General features: G+C 67.6%; 26 protein-coding genes. 13 read left to right on the plus strand and 13 right to left on the minus strand.

Features of this window, described 5'->3' with window-relative positions; translation table 11 throughout:
- Positions 1-4 precede the first annotated feature (4 nt).
- Genes AC1M14_RS07430 through AC1M14_RS07440 form a run of 3 tightly spaced genes read left to right on the plus strand, consistent with a single transcriptional unit; the run spans position 5 to position 3,480 of the window.
- Positions 5-817 (plus strand): gluconate 2-dehydrogenase subunit 3 family protein, encoded by an 813-nt coding sequence (locus tag AC1M14_RS07430; RefSeq protein WP_479731303.1) that lies wholly within the window; start codon positions 5-7, stop codon positions 815-817.
- Positions 810-2,579 (plus strand): GMC family oxidoreductase, encoded by a 1,770-nt coding sequence (locus AC1M14_RS07435; protein WP_102772727.1) that lies wholly within the window; start codon positions 810-812, stop codon positions 2,577-2,579. Before AC1M14_RS07430 ends, AC1M14_RS07435 begins: the two co-directional genes overlap by 8 nt.
- 22 nt (positions 2,580-2,601) lie before the next feature.
- The gene (locus AC1M14_RS07440; protein WP_479731304.1) at positions 2,602-3,480 is read left to right on the plus strand and encodes a c-type cytochrome; all 879 of its coding nucleotides are present in this window, start codon (positions 2,602-2,604) and stop codon (positions 3,478-3,480) included.
- A 13-nt stretch (positions 3,481-3,493) separates the two neighbouring features.
- On the opposite strand, the gene nadE is transcribed toward AC1M14_RS07440, so the two are convergent.
- From nadE to AC1M14_RS07460, 4 genes are all read right to left on the minus strand, one after another.
- Complete coding sequence (gene nadE / locus AC1M14_RS07445) at positions 3,494-4,348, minus strand: ammonia-dependent NAD(+) synthetase (protein WP_479731305.1); 855 nt, start codon at positions 4,346-4,348, stop codon at positions 3,494-3,496.
- Between the two features lie 14 nt (positions 4,349-4,362).
- The gene (locus AC1M14_RS07450) at positions 4,363-5,160 is read right to left on the minus strand and encodes a DUF2243 domain-containing protein (RefSeq protein WP_479731306.1); all 798 of its coding nucleotides are present in this window, start codon (positions 5,158-5,160) and stop codon (positions 4,363-4,365) included.
- A 90-nt stretch (positions 5,161-5,250) separates the two neighbouring features.
- Entirely contained in the window at positions 5,251-5,529 is a 279-nt protein-coding gene (locus tag AC1M14_RS07455) for a DUF2164 domain-containing protein (protein ID WP_479731307.1), read from the minus strand.
- Entirely contained in the window at positions 5,519-6,130 is a 612-nt protein-coding gene (locus tag AC1M14_RS07460) for a TetR/AcrR family transcriptional regulator (protein WP_111827139.1), read from the minus strand. The genes AC1M14_RS07455 and AC1M14_RS07460 overlap by 11 nt, the downstream gene beginning before the upstream one ends.
- A 68-nt stretch (positions 6,131-6,198) precedes the next feature.
- On the opposite strand from AC1M14_RS07460, the gene AC1M14_RS07465 reads away from it, so the two are divergent.
- Positions 6,199-6,879: a pentapeptide repeat-containing protein gene (locus AC1M14_RS07465; RefSeq protein WP_479731308.1), complete on the plus strand. Its 681-nt coding sequence runs from the start codon at positions 6,199-6,201 to the stop codon at positions 6,877-6,879.
- 34 nt (positions 6,880-6,913) lie between these two features.
- On the opposite strand, the gene AC1M14_RS07470 is transcribed toward AC1M14_RS07465, so the two are convergent.
- The 3 genes from AC1M14_RS07470 to AC1M14_RS07480 form a co-directional block, all read right to left on the minus strand.
- Positions 6,914-7,843 (minus strand): SphA family protein, encoded by a 930-nt coding sequence (locus tag AC1M14_RS07470; protein ID WP_168202321.1) that lies wholly within the window; start codon positions 7,841-7,843, stop codon positions 6,914-6,916.
- Positions 7,844-7,921: 78 nt separating this feature from the next.
- Positions 7,922-9,073, minus strand: a complete 1,152-nt coding sequence (locus AC1M14_RS07475) for an FAD-dependent oxidoreductase (RefSeq protein ID WP_102772873.1) — start codon at positions 9,071-9,073, stop codon at positions 7,922-7,924.
- A gap of 50 nt (positions 9,074-9,123) precedes the next feature.
- The gene (locus tag AC1M14_RS07480; RefSeq protein ID WP_479731309.1) at positions 9,124-10,116 is read right to left on the minus strand and encodes a DODA-type extradiol aromatic ring-opening family dioxygenase; all 993 of its coding nucleotides are present in this window, start codon (positions 10,114-10,116) and stop codon (positions 9,124-9,126) included.
- Between the two features lie 256 nt (positions 10,117-10,372).
- Here AC1M14_RS07480 and AC1M14_RS07485 point away from each other — a divergent pair, with 256 nt between their 5' ends.
- The gene (locus tag AC1M14_RS07485; protein ID WP_479731310.1) at positions 10,373-11,518 is read left to right on the plus strand and encodes a helix-turn-helix transcriptional regulator; all 1,146 of its coding nucleotides are present in this window, start codon (positions 10,373-10,375) and stop codon (positions 11,516-11,518) included.
- Between the two features lie 12 nt (positions 11,519-11,530).
- On the opposite strand, the gene AC1M14_RS07490 is transcribed toward AC1M14_RS07485, so the two are convergent.
- The gene (locus tag AC1M14_RS07490) at positions 11,531-12,412 is read right to left on the minus strand and encodes an alpha/beta hydrolase (RefSeq protein ID WP_479731311.1); all 882 of its coding nucleotides are present in this window, start codon (positions 12,410-12,412) and stop codon (positions 11,531-11,533) included.
- Between AC1M14_RS07490 and AC1M14_RS07495 the strand changes: the two genes are divergently transcribed.
- A complete protein-coding gene (locus AC1M14_RS07495; RefSeq protein ID WP_181390923.1) occupies positions 12,411-12,581 on the plus strand; it encodes a hypothetical protein in 171 nt (56 codons plus the stop codon). The genes AC1M14_RS07490 and AC1M14_RS07495 overlap by 2 nt on opposite strands.
- A 47-nt stretch (positions 12,582-12,628) precedes the next feature.
- On the opposite strand, the gene AC1M14_RS07500 is transcribed toward AC1M14_RS07495, so the two are convergent.
- From AC1M14_RS07500 to AC1M14_RS07515, 4 genes are all read right to left on the minus strand, one after another.
- Positions 12,629-13,771, minus strand: a complete 1,143-nt coding sequence (locus AC1M14_RS07500; RefSeq protein ID WP_168202323.1) for a porin — start codon at positions 13,769-13,771, stop codon at positions 12,629-12,631.
- A 31-nt stretch (positions 13,772-13,802) separates the two neighbouring features.
- Positions 13,803-15,458, minus strand: a complete 1,656-nt coding sequence (locus AC1M14_RS07505) for a 3-(methylthio)propionyl-CoA ligase (RefSeq protein WP_111827143.1) — start codon at positions 15,456-15,458, stop codon at positions 13,803-13,805.
- Between the two features lie 104 nt (positions 15,459-15,562).
- Positions 15,563-17,110: a zinc-binding metallopeptidase family protein gene (locus AC1M14_RS07510; RefSeq protein ID WP_102772714.1), complete on the minus strand. Its 1,548-nt coding sequence runs from the start codon at positions 17,108-17,110 to the stop codon at positions 15,563-15,565.
- A gap of 145 nt (positions 17,111-17,255) precedes the next feature.
- Positions 17,256-18,041 (minus strand): helix-turn-helix transcriptional regulator, encoded by a 786-nt coding sequence (locus AC1M14_RS07515; RefSeq protein WP_168202324.1) that lies wholly within the window; start codon positions 18,039-18,041, stop codon positions 17,256-17,258.
- 161 nt (positions 18,042-18,202) lie between these two features.
- Here AC1M14_RS07515 and AC1M14_RS07520 point away from each other — a divergent pair, with 161 nt between their 5' ends.
- The 6 genes from AC1M14_RS07520 to AC1M14_RS07545 all read left to right on the plus strand — a co-directional run bounded on the left by AC1M14_RS07520 (position 18,203) and on the right by AC1M14_RS07545 (position 22,399).
- A complete protein-coding gene (locus tag AC1M14_RS07520) occupies positions 18,203-18,823 on the plus strand; it encodes a diguanylate cyclase (protein WP_479731312.1) in 621 nt (206 codons plus the stop codon).
- Between the two features lie 159 nt (positions 18,824-18,982).
- Positions 18,983-19,300 carry a co-chaperone GroES gene (locus tag AC1M14_RS07525; protein ID WP_102772711.1) on the plus strand — a complete coding sequence of 106 codons (318 nt, stop codon included), beginning with the start codon at positions 18,983-18,985 and terminating at the stop codon, positions 19,298-19,300.
- 31 nt (positions 19,301-19,331) lie between these two features.
- The gene (gene groL / locus AC1M14_RS07530) at positions 19,332-20,954 is read left to right on the plus strand and encodes a chaperonin GroEL (RefSeq protein WP_111827146.1); all 1,623 of its coding nucleotides are present in this window, start codon (positions 19,332-19,334) and stop codon (positions 20,952-20,954) included.
- Between the two features lie 255 nt (positions 20,955-21,209).
- Positions 21,210-21,653 (plus strand): Hsp20/alpha crystallin family protein, encoded by a 444-nt coding sequence (locus AC1M14_RS07535; protein WP_209166088.1) that lies wholly within the window; start codon positions 21,210-21,212, stop codon positions 21,651-21,653.
- 37 nt (positions 21,654-21,690) lie between these two features.
- Entirely contained in the window at positions 21,691-22,074 is a 384-nt protein-coding gene (locus AC1M14_RS07540) for an Hsp20/alpha crystallin family protein (protein ID WP_102772708.1), read from the plus strand.
- A 55-nt stretch (positions 22,075-22,129) separates the two neighbouring features.
- A complete protein-coding gene (locus tag AC1M14_RS07545; RefSeq protein ID WP_479731313.1) occupies positions 22,130-22,399 on the plus strand; it encodes a hypothetical protein in 270 nt (89 codons plus the stop codon).
- Between the two features lie 200 nt (positions 22,400-22,599).
- On the opposite strand, the gene AC1M14_RS07550 is transcribed toward AC1M14_RS07545, so the two are convergent.
- The gene (locus AC1M14_RS07550) at positions 22,600-23,085 is read right to left on the minus strand and encodes a MarR family winged helix-turn-helix transcriptional regulator (protein ID WP_246842566.1); all 486 of its coding nucleotides are present in this window, start codon (positions 23,083-23,085) and stop codon (positions 22,600-22,602) included.
- Between the two features lie 242 nt (positions 23,086-23,327).
- Here AC1M14_RS07550 and cnbCb point away from each other — a divergent pair, with 242 nt between their 5' ends.
- Positions 23,328-24,251: a 2-aminophenol 1,6-dioxygenase subunit beta gene (gene cnbCb / locus AC1M14_RS07555; RefSeq protein ID WP_102772704.1), complete on the plus strand. Its 924-nt coding sequence runs from the start codon at positions 23,328-23,330 to the stop codon at positions 24,249-24,251.
- Positions 24,252-24,263 lie beyond the last annotated feature (12 nt).

A 24,263-nucleotide genomic window follows, 5' to 3' on the forward strand; every position in this document is an offset into this window, starting at 1 on the left:
CGGTATGAACGGTGATCAGCCTGTCGTTCCTTCCGCCGGCGTAGCCGCCGACGACAATCCCGCCGCGCCGGGACGCCGCAGCGTCCTGAAGGCGCTTGCGCTGGGGGTGCCCGGCGCGCTGGCCGTGTCGGGGGCGCAGACCGTCGCGCAGGCGGGACAGCCCGAGCAGGCGGCCGATGCCGCGCAGCCGGCGCCCCTGCGGTTTTTCAACGCGCAGGAAGCAGCGCTCATGGACGCCATCGCCGCCCGCCTGATTCCGGCCGACGACCTGGGCCCGGGCGCCAAGGAGGCGGGCGTAACCGTATTCCTGGACGGCCAATTGGCCGGCGCGTGGGGCGCGGGCGATCATTTGTACCGGCAGGGGCCGTTCCAGGAAGGCACGCCGGAGCAGGGCTATCAGCTTTCCTTCACGCCCGCCGAGATGTACCGCCGCGGCCTCGCCGCGTTCGACGCCGCGGTGCGCAAAAAGGAGGGCAAGGGCTACGACGAGCTCGGCGCCGAGCGGCAGGACGCCTGGCTCGCGGCCATGCAGAAAGGCGAACTCGATTTCGATCCGCTGCCGGCGCAGGTGTTCTTCCAGGCTTTGCTGGAAGGCACGACGGAGGGTTTCTTCAGCGACCCGCTTTATGGCGGCAACAGGAACATGATCGGCTGGAAGCTGGTGGGTTTTCCGGGCGCGTACGCAAGTTTCTCCAACGACATCGAGCGGCATGGCGTGGCCTGGCGCGGCACGCCGGTTTCCATTGCGCAGGCCCGCGGGCACCATGCCGCGCCGGCCGGCGAAACCCCACACAAACCGGGAGGCGGCCATGGCTAAGACCATGCCGGCGGTGGACGTGGCCATCATCGGGGCCGGCTGGACTGGCTCCATCATCGGCAAGGAGCTGGCCGCGGCCGGCCAGCGGGTGGTGGTGCTGGAGCGCGGCGAGCCGCGCTGGCCGTCGCCGGATTTCCAGGGGCCCAACGTCCACGACGAGCTCAAGTACACGCGCAGGCATGCGCTGCACCAGAACACCGCCAGCGAAACGTTCACCTTCCGCAACCACGGCGGGCAGATCGCCCTGCCCATGCGGCGCTGGCAGTTTGCCTATCCCGGAACGCACCTGGGCGGCGCGGGCAATCATTGGTCGGGGGCGTACTACCGCTTCGATCCGACCGACTTCAATATGCGCAGCCACTATACCGAGCGCTACGGCGCCGGCATCTTCGACGAGGACCTGACCTGCCAGGACTGGCCGCTGAGCTACGAAGAGCTGGAACCGTACTTCGACCGCTTCGACTACCTGATAGGCGCCTCGGGCCAGGCGGGCAACATCAAGGGCCGCAAGCAAGAGGGCGGCAATCCCTTCGAGCCGTGGCGCTCGCGTCCCTATCCCAATCCCCCCATGAAAGTGCCGTACGCGCCGGCCCTGTTCGGCGAGGCGGCGCGCGGCCTGGGCTACCACCCTTATGTGCAGCCGTCCGCGCTGTGTACGCGGCCCTACGTGAACAGCGAGGGGCTGCAGATGAGCGCCTGCGTGTACTGCGGATTCTGTTCCAACTTCGGCTGCGAGCACTACGCCAAGGCCTCGCCGCAGGTCTGCGTGCTGCCGGTGGCGCTGAAGCTGGAGAACTTCGAGCTGCGCACCGGCGCCCACGTGCTGCGGGTGGAGCTGACCGCGGACCGCAAGCGGGCGCGCGGCGTGACCTACGTGGACGGCGCGGGCGCCGAGGTGTTCCAGCCGGCCGAGGCGGTGGTGCTGTGCGCGTTCGGCATCAACAACGTGCGCCTGCTGCTGCTTTCCGGCATCGGCGAGCCTTACGACCCGGTACGCAACACCGGCGTGGTGGGGCGCAACTACACGCACCAGACCACATCGGGCGTCAATCTCTTCTTCGACGAATCCTTCAATATCAATCCCTTCATGGGCGCGGGCGCGGTGGCGGTGACCATGGACGACTTCAGCGCCGACAATTTCGATCATGGGCCGCTGGGATTCGTGGGCGGCGGCTATCTGCAGATCCAGGTGGTCAGCGGCGCGCCGATAGGCTATCACCCGGTGCCCAAGGGCACGGCCGCCTGGGGCAGCGCCTGGAAACAGGCGCTGCGGCGCTACTACAACCACTCGGCCTCGATCACCATCACCGGCGCGGCGCAACCCACGCGCGGCGGCTACCTGAGCCTGGACCCTACCTACAAGGACGCCTGGGGCCTGCCGCTGCTGCGCATCACCTACGACCTGCCCGACAACGATATCCGCATGTCGGCCTTCCTGACCGAACGGGGCGACGAAATCGGCCGCGCCATGAAAGGCGTGCAGCGCACCGAGCCGGGACCGCGCAAGCGGCCCTTCACGGCCGCGGCGTACCAGTCCACGCATCTCACCGGCGGGGCGGCCATGGGCGCCGATCCCCGCACCAGCGTGGTGAACCGTTACGGCCAGGTATGGGACGTGCCCAACGTGTTCGTGACGGGCGCGGCGCTGTTTCCGCAGAACTCCGGCTACAACCCCACGGGCACGGTCGGCGCCACGGCCTATTGGATCGTGGAAAAGATCAAGTCCGATTACCTGAAGTCGCCAGGCCCCCTGGTGACGTGAGCGACGCAGCCGGGGTGACATCATGGGCATGCCTTTACGCAGCTATGTGGCCTTGGGCCTGATCGCGGCCGCGCCGCTGATCACGCTGGCCGCGGCCTTCTATCAGATGTATGGCAAGGGCGGCGACGGCCTGATCGCGCCGTCCATCGTCGCGCAGCCCGCCGCGCCCGCTGCGGCGCCGCGCGCAGCCGCAGCTCCCGCGGCGGCGCCGGGCGCGGCTTTGCCCGAGGTGGCGCAACCCCGCCCGGCCGCGCCGGTCCCGGGCCGCAGCGCGGTGGACTTCGCGGCCTATCGTCCCGCCTGGGAAGCCGCATTGCAGCGCGCCGACGTCGACGCCGGCAAGCAACTGGCGCAGGCGGGCAAGGCGGGAGTGCAGGCCTGCGTGGCCTGCCACGGGCAGGCGGGCGTCACGCCGCTGGGCGGGGCCTTTCCCAATCTGGCGGGACTGACCCAGGACTACCTCGCCAAGCAGTTGTGGGACTTCCGCGACGGCAGCCGCCAGCATCCGGTCATGAGCGGGATCGCCAAGGGGCTGTCGGATGAAGAAATCGCGCATCTGGCGCGCTATTACGGCGGCCTGCCGCCAGGCGCCCCGGCGGCCGGCAAGGACACGGGCGGGCACGAGGCCGCCATCCGCCTGGACACGGTGGGCGACGGTCCGCGCGCGCTGCCGGCCTGCGCCAATTGCCATGGCCTGCAAGGCCGCGGCGAGGGCGCGCTGCTGCCCCGGCTGGCGGGGCAGCCCGCGCCGTACTTCGTGGACCAGATGAATGCGTTTCGCTCCGGCCAGCGGCAGAACGACGACGTGGGCGCCATGCGCGCCTTCGCGCAGCGCCTGACCCCCGAGGAAATCGGCCAGTTGTCCCGCTACTACGAAAGCCGCCCGCCGGCGCAGGAATAAGCGGCCCCCTGGCCTAATGGCGCAGGTACGGCGGCGTCGCGGCCGGACGGCGCTTGTGTTCCGTGGCGTCGTAGCGGGAGACCAGGCGCTGTGCGACTTCCGGGGGCACGGGCCGGCCTTCGAGGAAATCGTCGATCTCTCGATAAGTAAAGCCCAGCGCCGCTTCATCAGGATGCTGCGGACGCAGCGTCTCCAGGTCCGCGGTCGGAACCTTGGCGACGAGGTCCGGCGGCGCGCCCAGCGCCGCGCCGATTTCCCGAACGCAACGCTTGGTCAGTCCGCTGAGCGGCATGACGTCGGCCGCGCCGTCGCCATGCTTGGTGAAAAAGCCCGTCAGCGCTTCCGCGGCGTTATCGGTGCCCACCACCAGGCCCTTATGGGCGCCGGCGATCGCGTAGAGCGCGATCATGCGCTGGCGCGCCTTGATGTTGCCGGCGATGAAGTCCTCGGCATGCGCGTCCGCATAGTCGATGCCGGCCGCCTCCAGCGCAACGCGTTGCGCGTCCACGGCGGGCTGGATATTGAGCGTCATGCGCTTGTCCGGCGCCACGAAATCCATCGCGCGCCGCGCGTCCTGCTCGTCGCTCTGCGTCCCGTAGGGCAGGCGCGCCGCCACCAGCGCGCAGACGTGGCCCGAGGAGCGCAGCCGCGATACCGCAAGTTGCGCGATACGCCCCGCGACCAGGGAATCCACGCCTCCGCTGATGCCGATCACGTAGGCGTCCATGCGCGCGGCAAGCAGATAGTCGGCGAGAAAAACAATTCTGCGTTCCAGCTCTTCGTCGATATCGCAGTCCGGGCGAACCCCCAGGCTGCGGGCGATTGCGGCCCGGCGCGCTTCGATTTCCGCCTGCATGGCTGGTGTCATTCGTGTTCTCCCGGTTATCGCCCCGATTGCATCCAGGCCGCGCAGCCCGCCGGCGAGGTCGTGCCGCTGACATAGAGCGCGCCCGATCCGTAGAGCGCAAGCCCGTCCTGCCATGACAGATTCTGCACCACCCAGACGCCGCCGGCGCGATCGGTCCAGATGATGCGGGCATCGGTGCCGTCCAGCGCGCGCAGCAGCTCCCCGGCGGGCGCGTCGGGACGCATCGCCACCACCGTCGTGCCGGTATCGCCGCGCAGCGGAAACAGGTTGGCCAACGTCGCGCCGCCCAGCGCCAGGACCAGCAGGCCGGCGGCGATATTGCGCCGCGGCATCGGCGGACCGCCGCCAGCCGAGCGCCCGCGCCAGCCCAGGAAAAACGGCAGCAGCCCGAAGACCGCCAGCCATGCCAGGTCCCAGAACAACGGCACGTCCGTATCCATGCGGATGCGGTGGATGCCGGTGATCCAGTGCGAGAACAGCGCGTCGACGATATGCCAGGCGCCGAACCCCATCCAGAACGCCGGCCACAACGGCCGCGTCGAGCCCGCCGGCGCGGCGGCGCGCGCCCGGTACAGCGTCCACAGGCCCGCCGCGGCCAGGATGTACATGAGCGCATGGAACAGGCCGTCCACCGCCACCTGCATGCGCAGATCTCCCAGAATGCCGGTCTGGATGGCCGACAGCAGGTGGTGCCACTGCAGGATCTGGTGCAACAGGATGCCGTCGAAAAAGCCGCCCATCGCAAAACCCAGCAGGCCGCCGGCGCGGCGCATGCGGCGCCCGGACGGGTCAGGGATAGAGGCAGGGTCCATGGACGGCTCCCGGTTCTTGGTGCCGGAGCAGTTCGGCAAGCGCCGTGCCCGACGCGTGGATCCCTGCCGGCGGCCCGGGGCCGAGCCGCGTCACGTGCGCCGGTTTCTTTGCCCGGCCGCATGCTTGCGCCAATAGCCGAACTCGTCCTCGTGGACCTCCAGGTCCAGTTCGGAGACGCGCAGCTGCAGCCGCTCCTGCGCGTCGGCGACGGCCTGGTTGTATACGACCGGCCCGATTTCCTCCAGGAAGAATCCCAGCAGCGCGGCCGCCGCGATATTACCGATGGGCTCTTCCATGTGTTCATCGAAGTACCGCTGTATCGACGCGATCGCGGCGGCTCGAACCTGCTTTTCCAGTTCAATGGCCATCGGGCTTCTCCTTTCTACGGGGCAGGGCGCGCTTGCCGCCCGGGACGATGGCCGGCTTCGCGGTCCGGTCCAGCAGCCCCAGCAGGCAGTCCCGCACGCTGGCGACCGTTTCCGGCTGCGGCGCGCGCAACAGCACCTGCGCCTGCCAGAGTCCCTCGACCGCGAACCGGCAGGTCAATGACAGGTCGGCCGCGACTTCGTCGGGGCGGCAGAAGTCGTCCACCAATGCGGTGTGTATGGCCTGGTACTTCGGATCGGCCATCAACAGGGCCATGGCTTCGCGCGCCGCCAGCGCCGATTCGGCGGCCAGGCTCACGACCCGGATGTAGGTGCGGATGCGTTGATCCGCGCCGGCCGGCTCGGCCGCCAGCGCCTCATGCAAATTGTCGGAAAACTCCTGCATGAGGTGATCGAACAGGCCGTCCATCAAGGCCTGCTTGGTGCGGAAGTGGTACTGGATGCCGCCTTTGGACAGGTCGGTCCTGGCAAGCACGCTGTCGAAGGTGAGCGCGCCCGCGCCCTCATCGGCCAGCACCTGTCTTGCGGCTTCGAGAATCTGGACCCGCACGGCGGCGGGTTGCTTTGCTCGTCGTATGTTCATAAACAATCCATATGTATGGATTTATCATATCATCCGGGCGTGCCCGTTTTTTGCATGGATACCGATAAATGAACATCGTCAGCGACAGTACCCTCACGCGTGCGGATCTGGTCCGGCTTCTCGCGCAACCCCAACCCGTCACCGGGTTCGATCGCTGCTCCTTCGACGGGCAGGACCTTGGTTCGCTGGATCTCCGGAACATCCGCTTTACGGCCTGCTCGCTGGCCGAGGCCCGGCTGGCGCGCGCGACCTTGAGCGAAACGATATGGGAGCGGTGCAGGATCGGCCTGGGCGACTTCGAGCTGGCGGACCTGACGGACGCCAGCTTCACGGCCTGCGATCTCCACATGACCAAGTGGGCGCGTTCCCGGCTGTCGTCGGCGACGATTTCCGATTCGAAACTGAACGGGGCCGGTTTCTCCGAAGTCCACGCCCTGGGCCTGAGCCTGCGCAGCTGCCGCCTGGTGGGCGCCCAACTGCGCGGCATGTCGTTCAGGAAGCAGGTGCTGGATCAGCTGGATTTCTCTGACGCCGATCTGGGCGGCTGCGATTTCCGCGACGCGGTGTTCAACGGCGGCAGCCTGCGCGGCGCCAGCCTGAAAGGGGCGAGGTTCCAGGGCGCGGATCTGCGGGCGGCCGAGCTCGGCGGCATCACGGTGTACGACCTGACCGGCTCGCTGAAGGGGGCGGTGATTTCTGCCGAACAGGCGGGACAGTTGATCGAATCGCTGGGCGTGCGGGTGATGTGACGACAATACTGTTCTGGCCGCGCCGCCTGGTTGGTCAGAAGCTGGCCGCGAGGCGCAGCGCGGCCGTGTAGCCTTCGGCGCGGTTGCGCGCGCCGAATTCCTTGTAGACGTGCAGCCAGACGGGCGGCAGGCCCGGTTTGTAGAAATGGACGGCCGGCCCCAGGGCGATCACCCGGGAACGGTTGCCGCCTTGCAGGCCGGGCGCGTCGTCGTCGGTGAACTGGCGGCTGTAGTAGCCGCCCACTCCCAGGGTCCACGGTCCCACGTGCTGGCCCAGCGCGAACTCGTGGCGGTATTCGATGCCATTGCGGTAGCCGGTGGCGTGGTTGCGCGTGCTGATGTCGACCTCAAAGCTCGAGGACACCTCGAAGCCGCCGTCGGTGATGTAGGTGAAATTGAAGATGGGAGAGAACGCCCAGTGATTCAGTCCCGGGTTCACGAGCCGCCGCTTGTCATAGTCCCCCGTGGGAGCCAGCACCTGGAACTGCGCATTCAGATGCAGGTTGGGCGACGGGTTCCATTGCAGGATCAGAGGCAGCAGCAGGGTGTCGGCGATCCGGAACGTTTCGCCGCGCAGCCGCAGCGGCCCAGCGGCCGTCGGCACGTCGAAGGCCGCGTCCATCCTGAAGAACGGCTGCACGATGCCGAAGCCGTAGCTTGCCCCCAGCAGCGTGGCGCGGGTCATGCGCAGATAGGCCGCGCTCACGGTGAAGACGCTGAGAGAAAAGTCGTCGTCGAGCGTCTCGCCATACTGGTTCTTCCGAACGGTGGCATGGTTGTACGAGGAACGCAGCGAGATCGTCCCGAACGGCGTCGGCGGCGGCGACATGCCGGCGCCGAAGTCATAGAAGCCGTTGACCGTGGTGGGTATGCCGTTCTCGGTGGCGGCCGCGTTTCCGGCCAGACCGAGGGCAGCCAGGACCAGCGGCGCCGCGACAGCCGGCATTGCATTGCGGATGTTCATGGAATTCCCCTTGTGCCCGGACGGCGTACATGGCGCCGCCCGGGCTGGAATAGGCAGGGCCCGACGCGGGAGCGGGTTTCAGCGGGCGGCGGCCGGTCGCCAGTCCGTGGCGCGGATGGGAGCGGACGCGGACGCGACCGTCACTTTGGACAACACCCAGGGCTCGCTGAACACGCCCCGCACGATGCGCGGACGCACCTCGTCGGGTATGTTGGCGAGTTCGCCCCAGAGACAGGACCAGCGCTGGCATTCCTCGGTCAGCGGACGTGTCGCGGCTTCCCATGCGCCCAGCGCCTCGGGTATGTCCCGCCGGTCCCTCACCCGCTCCATGTAGGCGGCCAGCGCCAGGCCGTTCTGCATGGCCATGCCGCCGCCCTGGCCCAGGTTGGGCGGCTGGGCATGGGCGGCGTCGCCGAGCACGCAGGCATGGCCTGCGGACCAGCGCTTGCAGCGCACCACGGTGTAGACGTTCCAGAGCACGCTGCCATGCGCGATCCGGTCGAGCAGGAACGCCCATTCAGGAAAGGCTTCCCGCCAGCATGGCAGCACGCGCGTATCTCGCGCCGAATCGTCGTCCTCGCGGCAGGTCAGCGCCAGGTAGATTTCGCGGGCGTTGATGGGGGTGATCAGCATGCGCCGCGTACCGTTCCAGATTTCGATGCACTTGCCGCGCGCGGCGGCGGGCAGTTCCTCCTGGGTCGCCTGCACGATGGTCCGCAGCGCGCCTTCCTCGGCCCGCTGGTGCACCTGTTCAAGGCCCAGGGCGCGGCGCACGGGCGACCAGACGCCGTCGCAGCCGATGGCGAGATCGGCTTTTGCGCGATCGCCGTTGGCGAATGTCAGGGTGCCGTCGGTGCCGGCGTCGACGACCTCCGCGCCTGTGACGATGCGAGCGCCGGCGGCGCGCGCGGCCGCCTCCAGGCCTGCGTGCAGCTCGCTGCGCGCGATCGCGACCACCCGCAATCCCGGGGGCAGCAGCGCGGGAACCAGTACCTGCCCGGCATGGTCGCGCTGTTCGATGCCCTCGGGCAGGAAGGCATTGCGCATGGCGCGTTCATAGGCGCCTATCTCCGATAGCACCGCCAGCCCGTTCGACCACAGATAGATGCCTGAGCCCGAGACGCGCAGCTCGGGCCTGCTTTCATAGACGGTCACGTCCCAGCCGCGCCGGGCAAGCGCCGCCGCCGCGGCCAGTCCGCCGATCCCGCCGCCGCTAATGATGGCTTGCATGTTCATGGTGTCCACTCCCCTGGTTCTTTGCGCATGGCTCGCGGCCGCGTTCAGGCGCGGCCCAGGCTGCGCGCGTAGCTCAGCACACCGACGCCGCCCATCCACTCGGGCACGGCTTCGTAGGCGACGATGTCGGCCGGCGCGTCGCGCATCGCGCCCATGAGCGCGGTCCACATCAGCATTTCCGCGCCGCCCGGACCCGCCTGGGCCCTGACCGTCTCGTGGGTGAGCGACAACATGAACTCGCGGTCGCCGGCGGCCAGTTTCTGCAGGATGCGGTGGTCCCATTCGGCATTGACCAAGTCGCGGCCGGACGCGGCCATTTCGGCTTCGCGCCGCAGGATGGCCAGTGGCAGCTCCGGGTCCTCGCGCAGCGCGGCCGCGCCGAGGATCTGCCAGCGCTGCACGCGCTGCATCAGCGGATCGTCCGCCGCGTCCTCGTCGATGGTGATGGGCGGCCAGTGCGACAGGCCGCCGCTGGCCATGAGCGCGATGCGCTCGGGCCGCCGGTCCAGGACTTTGCGCACGCTGACGCCCAGTTCGTACGCGCGGCGCCACGTCGGCAGCGGCGGCGCGAAGCAGTTGAGGAAGATCGGCACGACTGGAATGCTGGCGCTGGGCCACAGGTACTTGGCCGGCATCAGCACGTTGTGCACGAGTTCGGCCGACTCGCTGCGGAACAGCTCGAAGCCGTCTTCCATGACGCTGCGGTAGATGTCCCCGGCCAGCGCCGCGTGGCCGGGGCGGGGCGCGCGCGGCATGCCGATCCAGTCCTGCGTCGCCTCGGTCGGCCCCCAGTGCGTGTCGCCGAGCGCGATGGCCATGCCCGGCATGGCATGCAGCGTATACATGTCGAAATGGTCGTTGACGAAGGCGACGATTACGTCGGGCCGGGCGGTTTCGATCTGGCGGCGCACCACGTCGAAGCCGTCCAGGAGGCGGCGCAGCGTTTCCGGCTGCGCAAGTCCGGTCTGGTTGCCCAGCCCCGGCGTGTGCGTCATCGCGAATGCGGCGACTATCGGCGTGTCCGTGTTGTCTTTCATGGCGGTTCCTGTTCTGCCTGCGAAGGGCGGTGAGTGGGCGTGCTTTCCGCGCCGCCCGCTCCTCCTCGAGCGGCGCGGAATCCGGCGCGGCAGCAGTGCGCCGGATGAGCACGCGAGGCAGTATGGGATTTCCCCCGCGCGGCCGTCATCTCTCAAATGGGAGATGCCGGACCCGTTTCATGGCAAACCCCAGTTGCCGCGCCGGCGGGCTTGCCGGACGATGAGCGCTTTTCGTTCAGATAGTGTGGGTGTCTTCATGGCTCTCGGCGCAGCATCTGATTCTTTCCTGCTGGACCTGTATGCCTGTTGCACGGACCCGAGCCGCTGGGCCGGCGTGCTGGACCGGCTGTGCAGCGATGTCGGCGCGCATTCAGCCGTGCTGCAGTGCCTGGATCTGGAGGGCGCGCGCGCCGTTCCCTATTGGGCGGCGTACGACACGCGCATTGACATGGAGGCCTATCGGGCGGAGGTGTCCGACGCCCGCAATCCCCGACTGGAAGCCTGGCGCCTGCAGCGGGTCGCGCGACGGCCGGGCCGCATGGCCACCGACGGAGAACTCTTTCTGCCGGAAGAGGCGCCGTTACGCGACCGACTCCATCTGCAGTTGCGCCGCGCCGGCCTGGGGCGCTTCATGGGGGCCATGGCGCCCATGGGCGGCACGCGCTGGGTGGCCATCGCGGTGCACCAGGATCCGCGCGATGACGGCGGTTTTTCTCCGCGCCGCCTGGAGCGGCTGCGCAAGCTCACGCCGCATCTGCTGCAGGCGGCTACGCTGGCGCAATCCGTGGGGCTCGACCGCAGCGTGTCCGCGCTGGTCGACCGCTACCTGGAAGCCTGGCCCTGCGCGCTGGCGTTGTGCGACGAGTCTGGCGGACTCGTCTGGTCGAACCGCCGCGCCCGGGAAGGGCTGGACGGCCGCGCGGGCCTGCGATTGCGCAGCGGCCGGATCTGCGCCGACGCCGCTGGTCAGTACCGGTTCGCGCACGCGCTGGCGCAGGCGTCGCTGGAGGCCGAGCCGGTATTCCTGACCCTGGAAAACGGACAGGGCCGCACGCAGCTGGCGCTGCAGCGGCTGCAAGCCTCTCAGCCGGACGGCGGCGCCCTGGTGCTGGTGTCGCTGGTGCAAGAGTCGCAGGCTGGTGCCCGCTTCCCCGTGGCGGCCCTGCGCGCGCTGTTCGGCCTCACCGAGGCCGAGGCGAGGCTCGCGAGCGCGTTGGTGGCGGGCTGGACGGTCGAGGAATACGCGCGCGGCCGCGGCATTACGGTGGGCACCGCGCGCTACCAGTTGAACCAGGTGCTGGGCAAGGCCGGCGCGCGTCGGCAGGCCGACCTGGTGCGACAGGTCCTCTGTTCGGCGGCCGCGCAGATGATCGGTCGCCAGGAGGGCGCGGCGCCGGCCTGAGCGGGCGCGCCGTTATATCGGACTGCCGCTGCGCAGGAAGGCGCGCGCCCGGGTGATCCACGGGTGCCTGTCGTCCACGCAGCGGCTGCTGGCGGCGTAGTGATCGTGATCCGGGTAGATCTCCGCCGCCGCCGGCACGCCGGCCTGGCTCAGCAGGTCCCGCATGGCCAGCGCCTCGGCCGCGAGCCTGCCCAGGTCGTGTTCGCCCGCTCCGAGATAGAACGGCGGCGCCTGCGGTCCGACATGATGCATCGGACTGGCCGCCGGCACGTGGGAGTCGTCCGGTATGAAGCGCCGGCGTATGGCGAGCGCCGCGGCGCCCACCGCGTCGCCGCCGTCGTAGTCCAGATCGTACAGGCCGCTGATCGGCAGCGCGCCCCTGATGACGCGCGCGGGCAGGCCGCGTTCATCCAGCCAGCGGCGGTCCAGCGCCACCAGGCTGGCCAGGTGGCCGCCCGCCGAGTGGCCGCCCAGGAACAGGCGCGCGGGATCGCCGCCGTATGCGCCGACATTGCGCCAGGCCCAGTCCACGGCGGCGGCGACATCGCGCACCGCGGCAGGATAGACATGGCCGGGCGCCAGCCGGTACGACACCGAGATGAACAAGGCCGGCGTCGCCGTCACGGCCGGCGCCATGAATCCCATCCATTCCTTGCAGCCCAGCGAAAACGCGCCGCCGTGCACGAAGATCAGGCAGGGCAGGTCTGCCGGCGCGCGCGCCGGCGCGTAGAGATCCAGGCGGCAGCCTGTGGCGTCGTCGTAGGGGATGTCGGGGTGGTAGTGCAGACCGCGGTCCGCGGCGGCGCGGCGGGAGCGCTCGAATACTTCCGCGGCGTAGGCGTCGCCGCCGGGAAAATTGGCGCGCGCAGGCGCCGGACGAGAATCGAAGGCCATGGTTTTCCTCGTGGTCAAGAACGTGCAGAAACCCGCGCAGGCCTTGCGGCCACGCGGCGGGACGATGGGGCCGGCCTGTGCGGACGGCCCTCTGGCTGGCGGTCTTGCGGCAGGAGGAGAGCGGCGCGCCGTGGAACTGCCGGGCGGCGCCTTGCCGTCGATGACGTGACGGTATTTTAGGCTTGAAGCATATGGCGGGCAAGACCGCGGTCCGGCTCAGAACACGTAGCGCATGCCAACCCCGAGCGCCCGGATGTCATCGCCGCGCGCCGCCGGCGCGACCGCGGTATCGCTCGACAGCAGCGAGAAGGCGGCGTTTGCGCCGTTGTTGACCATGCCGTAGGACGCGTACAGGGAAAAGCGCCGCGAAAGCGCGTGGATATAGCTCAGGCCCAACACCGTGGCCTCGCCAGGCCGGCTTCTTCCTGGCACGTCCTGCCGCATGCGCTGGACGTTGAACGCCAGCACGCCCGCTCCCAACCGCAAGGACGCGCCTGCCCAGATGTCGCTGCCGTCGCCGCGGCGCCCCGGATGGCGCACCCGGAAGTAGCCACCCGCCACGGTGTAGTCGCCGCTGGCGTACTTGAGCCCGACCAGCATGTCGCGGCGCAGTCCCGTGGCGCCGGTGTAGGCGGCCGGCGAGCCCGCGATCTCGGGCAGGCGCAGCAGCTGATAGGCGCCGTTGAGCGTCAGCCCATCCTGCGTGTAGTCCACGGATGCGCCGATCATGCGGCTCGCGCTGCGGGGCGGGCCGTCCGACGCGCTGCGCGCGGCAGCGGGGCCCAGGCTCGCCATCAGCCGGCCCCGCAGTCCGGCGACGCGGGGCGAGGTGTAGAAGACGGCGTTGCTGGCGCGCCCGAACCGGTCCGAGCCCGTGCCGGACAAAAGCACGATCTGCTGCATGTTGCCGTAGGACCCGAGCTTCAGCGGGTCGCTATCCAGCACCGCCCAGTACAGCGGCGTGTAGTCGCGGCCCAGTTGCAGCATGCCGTAGCGGCCTTCCAGGCCGACGAACGCGCGGCGGTTGAATCCCTTGCCGGGTGCGCCATTGGGCGCTTGCGCAGTGGCGCTCGACGGATCGCCGAAGTAGGGCTTGTAGGCGCCGGAATTGGATTCGAAGCTGGCCTCGAGCTGGAACACCGCGCGTAGCGAACCGCCCAGATGTTCCGTGCCGCGCAGGCCGAACTGCGATCCGCTGATGATGCCGGACTTCATGGAGGCGGACCTCGCCGATCCGTTGTCGATCAGGTTCAGGCCCGCGTCCACGACGCCGTACAAGGCCAGCCCGGGTTCCGCATGGCTGGCCGCGCCGGCGGCTGCGAAGGCGAGCGCCGCGATTCTCAGGACGCGCCGTTTCATGGCCTGGCGCCCGTTTTGCTGGCGGCCGGCATCAGGCCGCCGCGGGCCGGTAGCCGCCGTACTGTTCGCGCAACTGCTTCTTGAGCACCTTGCCTGTCGCGCCCAGCGGCAGAGAGGGCAGGAACAGCACGTCATCGGGCATCCACCACTGGGCGATGCGCCCTTCGATGAAGCGCAGCAGTTCCTGCTTGCCGACGTCGGCGCCTTCGCGCGGCACCACCAGAAGCAGGGGACGTTCGTCCCATTTGGGATGCGCGATGGCGATGCATGCGGCCTGCTGCACGCCAGGGTGTTCCATGGCGGCGTGCTCGATCTCGACCGAGCTGATCCACTCCCCTCCGGACTTGATCACGTCCTTGCTGCGATCGACGATCTGCATGTAGCCGTCGGCGTCGATCGTGGCTACGTCGCCGGTGGCGAACCAGTCCGCCCCGGTCGCGGCGGCGCTGTCGTCGTCGCCGAAGTAGCGCTCCATCACCCACGGACCTCGCACCAGCAGCTCGCCCCGGCTCTTGCCGTCCCAGGGCAGTTCGCCGCCGCCGCCGTCCACGATCTTCATGTCCACGCCGAAGACGGTGTGCCCCTGCTTGCCCAGAACGGCCAGCCGTTCGTCCTCCGACAGCGCGAGGTGCCGGCGCTGCAGCACGGCGGTCGTGCCCAGCGGCGACAGTTCCGTCATGCCCCACGCGTGCAGCACTTCGACGCCGTAGCCGTCGCGCAGGCTGCGCAACAGCGCAGGCGGGCAGGCGGCGCCGCCGATGACCGCGTGGCGCAGGCCCGACAGGCTCAGGCCGTTGCGTTCCGCATGGCCCAGCAGCCCCAGCCACACGGTCGGCACGCCGGCCGCCGACGTTACGCCTTCGTCCTTTATCAGCGCATGCAGCGAGGCGCCGTCCAGCGCGGGACCGGGCAGCACCAGCTTGCAGCCGGCGAGCGGGGCGGCATAGGGAATGCCCCAGGCATTGACGTGAAACATGGGCACTGCAGGCAGCACCGCCGTGCGCGAAGAAAGGTTGAGCGCGTCGGGCAGCGCGACCGCATAGGCGTGCAGTACCGTGGACCGGTGCGAGTACAGCACGCCCTTGGGCTGGCCCGTGGTGCCGGACGTGTAGCACAGTCCGCAGGCCGATTCCTCGTTCAGTTCGGGCCAGTCGTAGCTTTCGGGCTGGGCCGCCAGCAGGTCCTCGTAGCACAGCAGCCCCGGCAGGGCGGCGGACGAAGGCATGTATTCCCGGCTGCAAAGGGCGACATAGCCCCGCACGCCGGGGCATCGCGCCGCCACCGATTCTAGGAGCGGCAGAAAGCCCACGTCGAAGAACACGTACTGGTCGTCCGCGTGGTTGAGCAGGTAGGCCACCTGGTCGGCGTGCAGCCTGGGGTTGACGGTATGGATCACGGAACCGGCGCCGGACACGGCGTAATAGAGCTCCAGATGCCGGTAGCCGTTCCAGGCCAGGGTGGCCACACGCTGGCCCGGGCGCACCTCCAGCGCCGCGAGCGCGCGGGCCAGGCGCTGGCTGCGCCGATGGCAGTCGGCGTAGGTGTAGCGGTGCACGTCTCCCTCGACGCGGCGCGACACGATTTCGACCGTGCCGAAGTGGCGGGCGGCGTGGCGTAGCAATTGGGAGACGAGCAGAGGCTGGCGCATCATCAGGCCGGCGAGCGCGGGCGGGGGATTCCGGGTCATCTAGAGCTCCATATCGTGAGGCGGCGCGCAGGCGCGCCTGGGCCGGCGGCATCCGGGCCGGCGCCGGCTTGGCAAAGGAGGGCGGACGCGGCGGGGCCGCGCTTTCAGGGAGGGGGCGGCTGTTCGGCGCGCAGCGCCTCGTAGGGCTCGCGCGAGAGGTCCAGCAGCATTTGCGTGATCGCGGCCGTCTCCCGTCGCATGCGGCCGTAGTCCACCTTGTCGGCAGTGGTGACGTCGTAATTCAGCAGGTAGTCCGGCCCGGTGATGTAGTTGAGCGTGGGCAGGCGGGCGCCACCCCAGAAATACTGGCCCTCGCCCGGCCACGTGGCCGTGTTGGGGCCGCCGTCGCCGTCCGGATTGAGCGGAGGCATGACGAACGCGGGCGCAGCCTGTGCATTGCGCAGCATGGCCGACGCGGCGCGCACCAATGCCGGGACGCGCGGCAGGAAGATCGCGGCGGGCTCGTCGCGGCCCGTCGGCGCCAGGCGGCCGTCGGGTCCGGGCAGCCATTCCGTGGCGCCCAGGTGTTCTATCGTGACGATGCTGGCGATGCGGCCGCGCAGGCCGTCCTGGCGATGCCGCGCCAGAAAGTCCTGTATGCCCACGCCGCCGGCGAAATGGCCGCTGGAGAGCATGATCATGATGCTGCGCGGCAGCGCCTCGCGTGGCAGGCGCGCCAGGTACTGGGCGATGTCGACGATGGCGTTGGGACCGTTGTCCTCGATGCCGTTGGTGCCGTCGGTATGGCTGTTGATGACGGTCAGCTCGCTGCTGGCGCCGGGAATGATGCCGATCAGGTTGCGCGTGACGACAGCCTCGGTATCGGCATCCAGCACCAGGCGCAGCCGGGCGCCGGCGCGCGCCAGCGCCTTCAGGCGGGCGCCGGCCGCCCGGTCCACGTAAACGCCTGGCAGTTTGCGCAGTTGGCGGTCGTACGGGGCGTACAGGCCCGCGGCGATATCGGCGGGTTCGTCCAGGACCGCGACCACGCCGGCGGCGCCCGCGGCCTGCAGCGCTTCCAGTGTCTGCACCAGCGCGTCGATTATCTGGTAAGGACGCGCATAGGGCGCGCCCGGTGGCAGCGTGTTGTCGGGATCGTGTTTGTACAGCGCCATGGCATGGAAGAAATCGCTGGTCAGCGACGGCCTGGGCAGTTCCACCACCACGATGCTGCCCGCCACGCTGCGGTCCGGTCGCCGGCCGACCGGCAGATAGCGTATCGGCGCCACCAGCCCCTGCGCGCCGGTGCTGCCGGAGTAGGGGATATAGCCAGCCGTCGGAATCCGGTCGGCGCCGTCGGCCAGCTCCAGCGACCAGCGCCGCGCCGCCCACCGGGTCATGGCCACCGGTTCGAAGTACAGATCCGCCACGCCGGCCTCGCGCAGGCGTTCGTACAGCGCGTCGACGTAGGCCTCATGCGCGGGCGAGCCCGTGTCGCGCAGCCCGCGACGGTCCAGGTCTTCCTGCCATGCGCGCAGACGGGCTTCCGGATAAAACTGCGTCCGGTCCACCTCGACCGCCGCTTGCGGCGGCAGCGCGCCCGCCGGCGCGCGGGATTCCTGACGTGCGGCGCAGGCCGTCAGGCCGGCAATCAACAAGGCCGCGCCCGCCGCGCGGCGCAGGCGCCAAGGCTGCCCTGGTGCGTAGAGCATGCGTGTCTCCGTTGTCTCGTGTTGTTTTCGCTGGCGCGCCGTCGAGGGCGCACAAGCCGATTATTCCCGCCGCCGGCTGTCGGGGGCAGACCTCCAAGGAGGGGTATTGCCCCCCCGAAAGCGGGAATCACAAGTTCCGCGCCGTTCAGGAGGGCGGCGCGATCAGGCCGAGCTTGATGGCGCAGGCGACCGCCTCGGCACGCCGCCTTGCGTTCAGCCGCTGCATGATCTTCTTGACGCTGTCCTTGACCGTATGCGGGCTGCGGCAGATGATGTCCGCGATCTCGCCGTTCGAATGCCCTTGCGCCAGCAGTCCCAGGATGCGCAGGTCGGCCACGGAAAGGCCGTGCTTCTGGGCGGCGAGCCGGTCGAACGCATGCTGCACTTCCTGCAGCATCTCGCCGCCCGCCGACCCAGCGCCGGGGTCGGCGTAGACGAGTTCGGCGATGCGCGCGTACATCGCCATCGCGATGCGCGTGCGCTCTTCCAGCAGCGTCACGCGCTGCGACTTCTCCGTCACCAGCGTCTGCAGCGCCTTGATCGCATTGATGTCCCGGGCGATGCCCTGCCTGCCCACCATCTCGCCATCGCGGATCAGCGCGCCGGCGCGCACTTCCAAGTGCACGACGCCGCCGTCGGGCCGGCGCGCCTCCACTTCGAAGAAGGGCGTCCGTTCCTGGCCGAGCAGGCCTTGCTGGTAATGGCGCGTCGCCACTTTTGCGGACTCCTCGGTCAGGATCTCCGTAAAGTGACGGCCCAGCAGGGCGCAGGGCTCATAGCCCAGCACCTGTTCGAACGCCCGGTTCATGTAGGTGAAGCGTCCTTCGAAGTCCAGGGTGTAGATGAGATCGCCTGCGGCTTCGATCAGCGCCTCGAAGTCGGGCGTCTGGAAACGCCGCGGTTGGCCGGCAAGAGAGCGGGGCTGCGTCATAAAGCGGTTCTTCATGGCTTGTGGCCCGGGCGAAAGCGCGGGGTTGGCGCTACTTGTACCCCAACTGACGTTGCCCGGGCAAAGCACCTGCGATAAATTCGGCGAAACGATATTGTCGCTTTGGCCTGTGAGAAAGGGCTGCAAGTCGTTGGAGTCAGCGAATGGATATCCTCGAGACCATCACTTCGCACATAGCTGCGCTGAGGCTTCCGCTGTACGCCGTCAGCGCGACCGCTACACAGAAATCGGACACGCCGATCATCCTGGTCCTGCACTGGCACGGATTCCACCGTGATGAAAGGGCGGCCGGCGCTTTGCACTCCGTCGCGGGTTCTGCGCTGCAGATCAACCTGCGCTGGCGCGACTATGCCGTCATCGACCGCGCAATGCTGGAGGCGGCATGGAGACTCGGCGCCTGGGATGTGGAGCGTGTGGCGAGTCCCGGATGGTGGCGCCTCAATGCGCCGGTGTCCGAAGCGCTCGCCTGCCGTAGGGCGTTCGCGGATTATTCCGACGCGCGCGAGGCGAACGGGGCGGTCGTCGTCGAGGCTCCGGACCAGCAGGCCCTGCTCGACCTTGCCGCTCGCCGCGGCTACGTCCGCTGGCTGTTCCGGCCTCGCAAGGGTGGCCTGTGGAGTCAAATGGACGGCGACGACCGCACGCTGGATGCCGATGGCGGACGTTCCGCGCCTTGTCCCGTTGCGCTGCTGCCGGACGGACGCGAGCTGCGTCGAAAGGTCGTGTACCGCCTGGGACGGGGAAAGGGCATTTTGATTCGTTAAGTTTCATTTTGAATCATTTTCCGCTCTTGAAGCGGCTTGGCGGCGCCCATAATTTTTTTCCGCACCCATCCCGGGCTGTACGGCGCACGCCGCCTCGTCATGTCGCTGCAGTGCGCCGGCATTCACTTTTTGATGATCAAGACTTCAGGAGATAGAGTCATGAAGATCCGTCCCCTTTACGACCGGATTATCGTCAAGCGAATCGAACAGCAGCGCAAGACAGCATCCGGCATCGTCATCCCCGACTCGGCGGCGGAAAAGTCCGAACAGGGAGAGGTCCTCGCGGTCGGCCAGGGCAAGCGCAACGCAGATGGCTCGCTGCAGGCGCCCGAACTCAAGGTCGGCGACCACGTTCTCTTTGGCAAGTATGCCGGCCAGACCGTCAAGGTCGACGGCGAAGAACTGCTGGTCATGCGCGAAGAGGATGTTTTCGCCGTGCTCACGTCGCAAGACGCTCAACTGAAGAAGGCGGCCTGACGCCGCCGGCCTATGGATTGAGGAGCTAGAAATGAGTGCGAAGGACGTTAAGTTCCACGACGGCGCCCGCAGCCGCGTAGTCAAGGGCGTCAATATCCTGGCCGATGCCGTAAAGGTGACGCTCGGCCCGAAGGGCCGGAATGTGCTGCTCGAACGCAGCTTCGGCGCGCCGGTCATTACCAAGGACGGCGTCTCGGTGGCCAAGGAGATCGAACTGAAGGACAAGTTCGAGAACATGGGCGCACAGATCGTCAAGCAGGTCGCATCGAAGACGGCCGACGTCGCGGGCGATGGCACGACCACCGCCACGGTGCTGGCGCAGGCGGTCGTCCAGGAAGGCATGAAGTACGTGGCCTCCGGCATGAACCCCATGGATCTGAAGCGGGGCATCGACCAGGCCGTCTCCGGTGTGGTGGAGGCGCTGCGCAAGATGTCCAAGCCCATCTCCACCAGCAAAGAGACGGCGCAAGTCGCGGCGCTGTCGGCCAACGCCGACGAGGCGATCGGCAAGATCATTGCCGACGCGATGGACAAGGTCGGGCGCGAGGGCGTGATCACGGTGGAAGATGGCAAGTCGCTGGACAACGAACTGGATATCGTGGAAGGCATGCAGTTCGATCGCGGCTACCTGAGCCCATACTTCATCACGGACCCGGAAAAGCAGATCGCTCAGCTCGATGATCCGTTGATCCTGCTGTACGACAAGAAGATCTCCAACGTTCGCGAGCTTCTGCCGGTGCTGGAAAGCGCCGCCAAGGCGGGCAAGCCGCTGCTTATCGTTGCCGAGGACGTGGAAGGCGAGGCGCTTGCGACCCTGGTGGTCAACTCCATGCGCGGGGTGCTGAAGGTCACCGCGGTGAAGGCGCCAGGCTTCGGCGATCGCCGCAAGGCCATGCTGGAGGACATTGCGATCCTCACCGGCGCCACCGTGATCTCGGAAGAAACGGGCAAGCAGTTGGACAAGGCCACGCTGCAAGACCTCGGAAGCGCCAAGCGGATCGAAGTTCGCAAGGAAGAGACCATCATCATCGATGGCGGCGGCAAGCAGGAGGCCATCGATGCGCGCGTCAAGTCGATCCGCAAGCAGATCGACGACGCCACCAGCGACTACGACCGCGAAAAGCTGCAGGAGCGTGTCGCCAAGCTGGCGGGCGGCGTTGCCGTCATCCGGGTGGGCGCCGCAACCGAAGTCGAAATGAAGGAGAAGAAGGATCGCGTCGATGATGCGCTGCATGCGACCCGCGCGGCGGTCGAGGAAGGCATCGTGCCCGGCGGCGGCGTTGCGCTGCTGCGGGCCCGGGCGGCGATACAGGATATGAAAGGCGCCAATGCCGATCAGGATGCGGGCATTCGCATCATCCTGCGGGCGCTCGAGGCTCCGCTGCGCGCCATCGTCGCCAACGCAGGCGAAGAGCCTTCGGTGGTCGTGGCGAAGGTGATGGAAGCCAAAGGAAACTATGGCTATAACGCCGCCACCGGCGACTATGGCGACCTGGTCGATATCGGCGTCGTCGATCCGACGAAGGTCACGCGCACCGCATTGCAGAACGCGGCTTCGATCGCGGGGCTCATCCTGACCACCGCCGCCACCATCGCGCAGGTTCCGGAAGAAACCAAGCCGCAGGCCGCCGCGGCCGAGGCGATGGACTTCTGACGGCGGAATAACTGCCAAGCCATCCAGTCTGCTCTGAGGGCATCGCGCCGGCGGCGCGATGCCCTTTTTTGTCGTTGCAACGGGCCGCAGAAAAAATCTATAGCGCCCGGGACCGCCATTTTTTAAATCAAAGGACCCGGACTCTTGAATCCGCGCGGTTGAATCCTATATCCGCATTGAAGCGATCGAGTGCCGGTCGCTCTTGCGGCGACGTGGCGCGGTCTCGATCCTTCCAGACGAACTTGGGAGGTAATTATGGCCAACTACCCTTTTAGCGACAGCGGTTTCGATTCTCTCTTTGACGCGGTCCAGGAGCAGATGGACCGGATCTTTCGCAGCGCGGGCTCGCCGGCCACATTGCGGTCGTTGCCACGCGGACGCTTCCCGCCCGTCAACATCGGGGTTTCGGATGACGCCGCTGTGGTCGTCGGCTTCGTCCCCGGCATCGAACCCGACGCCTTGAAAGTATCCATAGAGAAGGGGCTGCTCACCATCAGCGGCACGCGGAGCATGCCGCCCCTGCCGGATAACGGCCGCTACTACGCTCGGGAACGCGCCGAGGGGAGTTTCACGCGCGTCATCGAGTTGCCCGGCGACGTCGATCCGGACAAGGTCGAGGCGCGGTACATCGACGGCTGCCTGCTGATATCCATCAAGAAGAAAGAGTCGTCGAAGCCGCGGCTTGTTGCAATCCAGTGATGCAAGCTTCCCTTCATCCTACTCAGGAGGAACGATCATGAACGAGCGTAACGAACTTGTTGAACAGGGCGGCCGTTCCAATGAGCAACGTCCCGCCAATCTGCCCGCGGTCGACATCTTTGAAGACGCTGCGGGCGTCACCGTCCTGGCGGACCTGCCTGGCGTCACGAAGGACAGGTTGAGCGTCAAGGTGGAATCGGAGGTGCTGGTCATCGAAGGCGAAGCCGCGGTTCCGGTTCCCGCCGGTGTCCGGCTGATCCATGGCGAACTGCGCGAACCGCTGTTTCGCCGCTCCTTCAGGCTGGGGCCGGAGTTTGACAAGGAGGCGATCCAAGCCAGCCTGCGGCAAGGCGTGCTGACGCTGCGAGTGCCGCGCATTCGCGAAGCGCAGCCGCGCCAGATTCCGGTGACGATGGCGTGATGCATTGCGCGCGCCGCGGCGGCTCTGCACCGCCGCGGCGCGCCGGAGCCGCTCCATGAACGACCTTGTCCTTACCGAACACAAAGGATTCCGCCTGGGCGTGCGCGCCGTGCCGTTACGCTGCCTGGAACAGCGCGGCACGCTTCCCGAGGGCTTTCTGCCGCTCGTCCAGGTCACGCACTCCACCTTGGTTCTCGTGGATTGGTGCATTCCGTGCCCGCTTACGCCCCGCGATACGCCGGCTAGCGCCATCCAGGAGGGAACGGCCTATCTGAAACTGCTGATCGATTCGGGCAGGATCAGTCAGCGCGTCGCGGCGCCGTAAGGCCGCCCTGCCAAAAACGGCGCTATGTCGCCAACCAGGACGCCGTTCTGCGGTTCGCCTACCGGCCGGGCCATACCAGGGCGGACGGCCCGCGGTCGTCCGGTAGGCGTGACGGTCGATCCGAAAGGCGCGCTGATCGTCGCCGACGATCTCTCGAACACGTTCTGGCGCATAACGCCGACGCGCAACGTCCAGCCGCGCTAGGCGGCCGAGCGGCCGTCGTTCTTGCCGGGGGCTTCGTCGTCCGCGATCAGGCGCAGGCATTTCACGAAGAGACTCCGGTATTCCTCGGGCAGCCGGGCAAGTAATTGGTCTTCCACCGTGGCGTCTCGCGGCATGACTCGGCACAGCAGCTCCACGCCGGCCGGCGCAATGTAAAGCTGATAGGCGCGCGCGTCCGTGGGCGACGGCCTGCGCTCTATGAGCCCGCCGCGGTGCATGCGCTTGATCATCTCGGCGACGGTGTTGCGGTCCATGGCGAGCCGTTCGGCCAATGCGTTCTGGCTGAGTCCGGGATCTTGATGGAGCAGGATCAAGGCCGCTTTCTGTCTTGGCGTGACGCTTTCGCGGGAAAAGGTGTTGGCGAAGATCTCTTCGGCCTTGAAATGCGCGCGCCGCAGCAGATGGGACGGCACATTTTCGAGCCGGAAGTTCTGCAATAGGACCTGCACTTCCGGCGTGATCATCGGAAGCGAAGAACCCGCGCGAGCGGGACGGACTGGATGTTTGGGAGGCATCGTGCTGGGCTTGTTTCCAGGGTGGTGAGCCATATTACGCTGGGACCCAGCATTGTTGCCGCAATCGACTAAAGGGTAACTACCATGTTCCGAGGAAATTTCTCTTTCGATAAGATAGTACGTACACATCTTAAATGGCGGTAGCGTCAGGAAGCCATCGAGTTCCAGCCATCAATTCAAGGAGATTCGCCATGAGCGAAGGAGTGATTGTCGCCGGCTTCCTGGCGCCGCATCCGCCCCACTTGGTGTATGGCGAAAACCCGCCGCAGAACGAGCCGCGTTCGCAGGGAGGCTGGGAACCGTTGCGATGGGCCTATGCGCAGGCACGCGAGAGTATCGAGCGTCTGAAGCCGGATGTGCTGCTGGTCCATTCGCCGCACTGGATCACCCAGGTTGGCCATCATTTCCTGGGGGTTCCCCGGCTTGCCGGCCGCTCGGTCGATCCCATCTTTCCCAACATCTTCCGCTATGACTTCGGCATGGACGTCGATGTGGAGTTGGCCGAAGCATGCTGCGACGAGGCCGCCAAGGCCGGCCTGGTCAGCAAGATGATGCGCAATCCGAAGTTCCGGCCGGATTACGGAACCATCACCACGCTGCACATGATCCGGCCGCAATGGGACATCCCGGTGGTGGGAATCTCCGCCAATAACACGCCGTACTACCTCAACACCAAGGAGGGCCTGGGTGAGATGGACGTACTTGGCCGCGCCACGCGCGAGGCCATTCGCAAGACGGGACGCCGGGCCGTCCTCCTGGCCAGCAACACCTTGTCCCACTGGCATTTTCATGAAGAGCCGGAACTGCCCGAAGACATGACCAAGGAGCATCCGGAGCGCTACGACGGCTACAAATGGGATGTGCGCATGATCGACCTCATGCGCCAGGGCCGCATGAAGGAAACCTTCCAGTTGCTGCCCCAGTTCATCGACGAAGCTTTCGCGGAGGTGAAATCGGGCGCCTTCACGTGGATGCACGCGGCGATGGGGTATCCGGAGCTGGCCGGAAGGCTGCACGGATACGGAACCGTCATCGGCACCGGCAATGCGGTCATCGAGTGGGATCTTCAGGCAGCGGGTCTTTCAAGCCTGCAGCCCGCGGGGCAGGCCGCCTGACGGCACGCAAAG

This window comes from Achromobacter sp. SX5 (genome assembly GCF_056711425.1).

What these genes read in the sequence shown, in the direction of transcription:
- AC1M14_RS07495 (WP_181390923.1), top strand. Translation starts at nt 12,411, where the DNA reads ATGGTTTTCCTCGTGGTCAAGAACGTGCAGAAACCCGCGCAGGCCTTG.
- nadE (WP_479731305.1), bottom strand. Translation starts at nt 4,348, where the DNA reads ATGACACCAGCCATGCAGGCGGAAATCGAAGCGCGCCGGGCCGCAATC.
- AC1M14_RS07550 (WP_246842566.1), bottom strand. Translation starts at nt 23,085, where the DNA reads ATGATCACGCCGGAAGTGCAGGTCCTATTGCAGAACTTCCGGCTCGAA.
- AC1M14_RS07470 (WP_168202321.1), bottom strand. Translation starts at nt 7,843, where the DNA reads ATGAACATCCGCAATGCAATGCCGGCTGTCGCGGCGCCGCTGGTCCTG.
- AC1M14_RS07515 (WP_168202324.1), bottom strand. Translation starts at nt 18,041, where the DNA reads ATGACGCAGCCCCGCTCTCTTGCCGGCCAACCGCGGCGTTTCCAGACG.
- AC1M14_RS07545 (WP_479731313.1), top strand. Translation starts at nt 22,130, where the DNA reads ATGAACGACCTTGTCCTTACCGAACACAAAGGATTCCGCCTGGGCGTG.
- AC1M14_RS07435 (WP_102772727.1), top strand. Translation starts at nt 810, where the DNA reads ATGGCTAAGACCATGCCGGCGGTGGACGTGGCCATCATCGGGGCCGGC.
- AC1M14_RS07535 (WP_209166088.1), top strand. Translation starts at nt 21,210, where the DNA reads ATGGCCAACTACCCTTTTAGCGACAGCGGTTTCGATTCTCTCTTTGAC.
- AC1M14_RS07520 (WP_479731312.1), top strand. Translation starts at nt 18,203, where the DNA reads ATGGATATCCTCGAGACCATCACTTCGCACATAGCTGCGCTGAGGCTT.
- AC1M14_RS07505 (WP_111827143.1), bottom strand. Translation starts at nt 15,458, where the DNA reads ATGACCCGGAATCCCCCGCCCGCGCTCGCCGGCCTGATGATGCGCCAG.
- AC1M14_RS07540 (WP_102772708.1), top strand. Translation starts at nt 21,691, where the DNA reads ATGAACGAGCGTAACGAACTTGTTGAACAGGGCGGCCGTTCCAATGAG.
- AC1M14_RS07450 (WP_479731306.1), bottom strand. Translation starts at nt 5,160, where the DNA reads ATGGACCCTGCCTCTATCCCTGACCCGTCCGGGCGCCGCATGCGCCGC.
- AC1M14_RS07440 (WP_479731304.1), top strand. Translation starts at nt 2,602, where the DNA reads ATGGGCATGCCTTTACGCAGCTATGTGGCCTTGGGCCTGATCGCGGCC.
- AC1M14_RS07455 (WP_479731307.1), bottom strand. Translation starts at nt 5,529, where the DNA reads ATGGCCATTGAACTGGAAAAGCAGGTTCGAGCCGCCGCGATCGCGTCG.
- AC1M14_RS07485 (WP_479731310.1), top strand. Translation starts at nt 10,373, where the DNA reads ATGGCTCTCGGCGCAGCATCTGATTCTTTCCTGCTGGACCTGTATGCC.
- AC1M14_RS07475 (WP_102772873.1), bottom strand. Translation starts at nt 9,073, where the DNA reads ATGCAAGCCATCATTAGCGGCGGCGGGATCGGCGGACTGGCCGCGGCG.
- AC1M14_RS07510 (WP_102772714.1), bottom strand. Translation starts at nt 17,110, where the DNA reads ATGCTCTACGCACCAGGGCAGCCTTGGCGCCTGCGCCGCGCGGCGGGC.
- AC1M14_RS07430 (WP_479731303.1), top strand. Translation starts at nt 5, where the DNA reads ATGAACGGTGATCAGCCTGTCGTTCCTTCCGCCGGCGTAGCCGCCGAC.
- AC1M14_RS07465 (WP_479731308.1), top strand. Translation starts at nt 6,199, where the DNA reads ATGAACATCGTCAGCGACAGTACCCTCACGCGTGCGGATCTGGTCCGG.
- groL (WP_111827146.1), top strand. Translation starts at nt 19,332, where the DNA reads ATGAGTGCGAAGGACGTTAAGTTCCACGACGGCGCCCGCAGCCGCGTA.
- AC1M14_RS07525 (WP_102772711.1), top strand. Translation starts at nt 18,983, where the DNA reads ATGAAGATCCGTCCCCTTTACGACCGGATTATCGTCAAGCGAATCGAA.
- AC1M14_RS07480 (WP_479731309.1), bottom strand. Translation starts at nt 10,116, where the DNA reads ATGAAAGACAACACGGACACGCCGATAGTCGCCGCATTCGCGATGACG.
- AC1M14_RS07490 (WP_479731311.1), bottom strand. Translation starts at nt 12,412, where the DNA reads ATGGCCTTCGATTCTCGTCCGGCGCCTGCGCGCGCCAATTTTCCCGGC.
- cnbCb (WP_102772704.1), top strand. Translation starts at nt 23,328, where the DNA reads ATGAGCGAAGGAGTGATTGTCGCCGGCTTCCTGGCGCCGCATCCGCCC.
- AC1M14_RS07460 (WP_111827139.1), bottom strand. Translation starts at nt 6,130, where the DNA reads ATGAACATACGACGAGCAAAGCAACCCGCCGCCGTGCGGGTCCAGATT.
- AC1M14_RS07500 (WP_168202323.1), bottom strand. Translation starts at nt 13,771, where the DNA reads ATGAAACGGCGCGTCCTGAGAATCGCGGCGCTCGCCTTCGCAGCCGCC.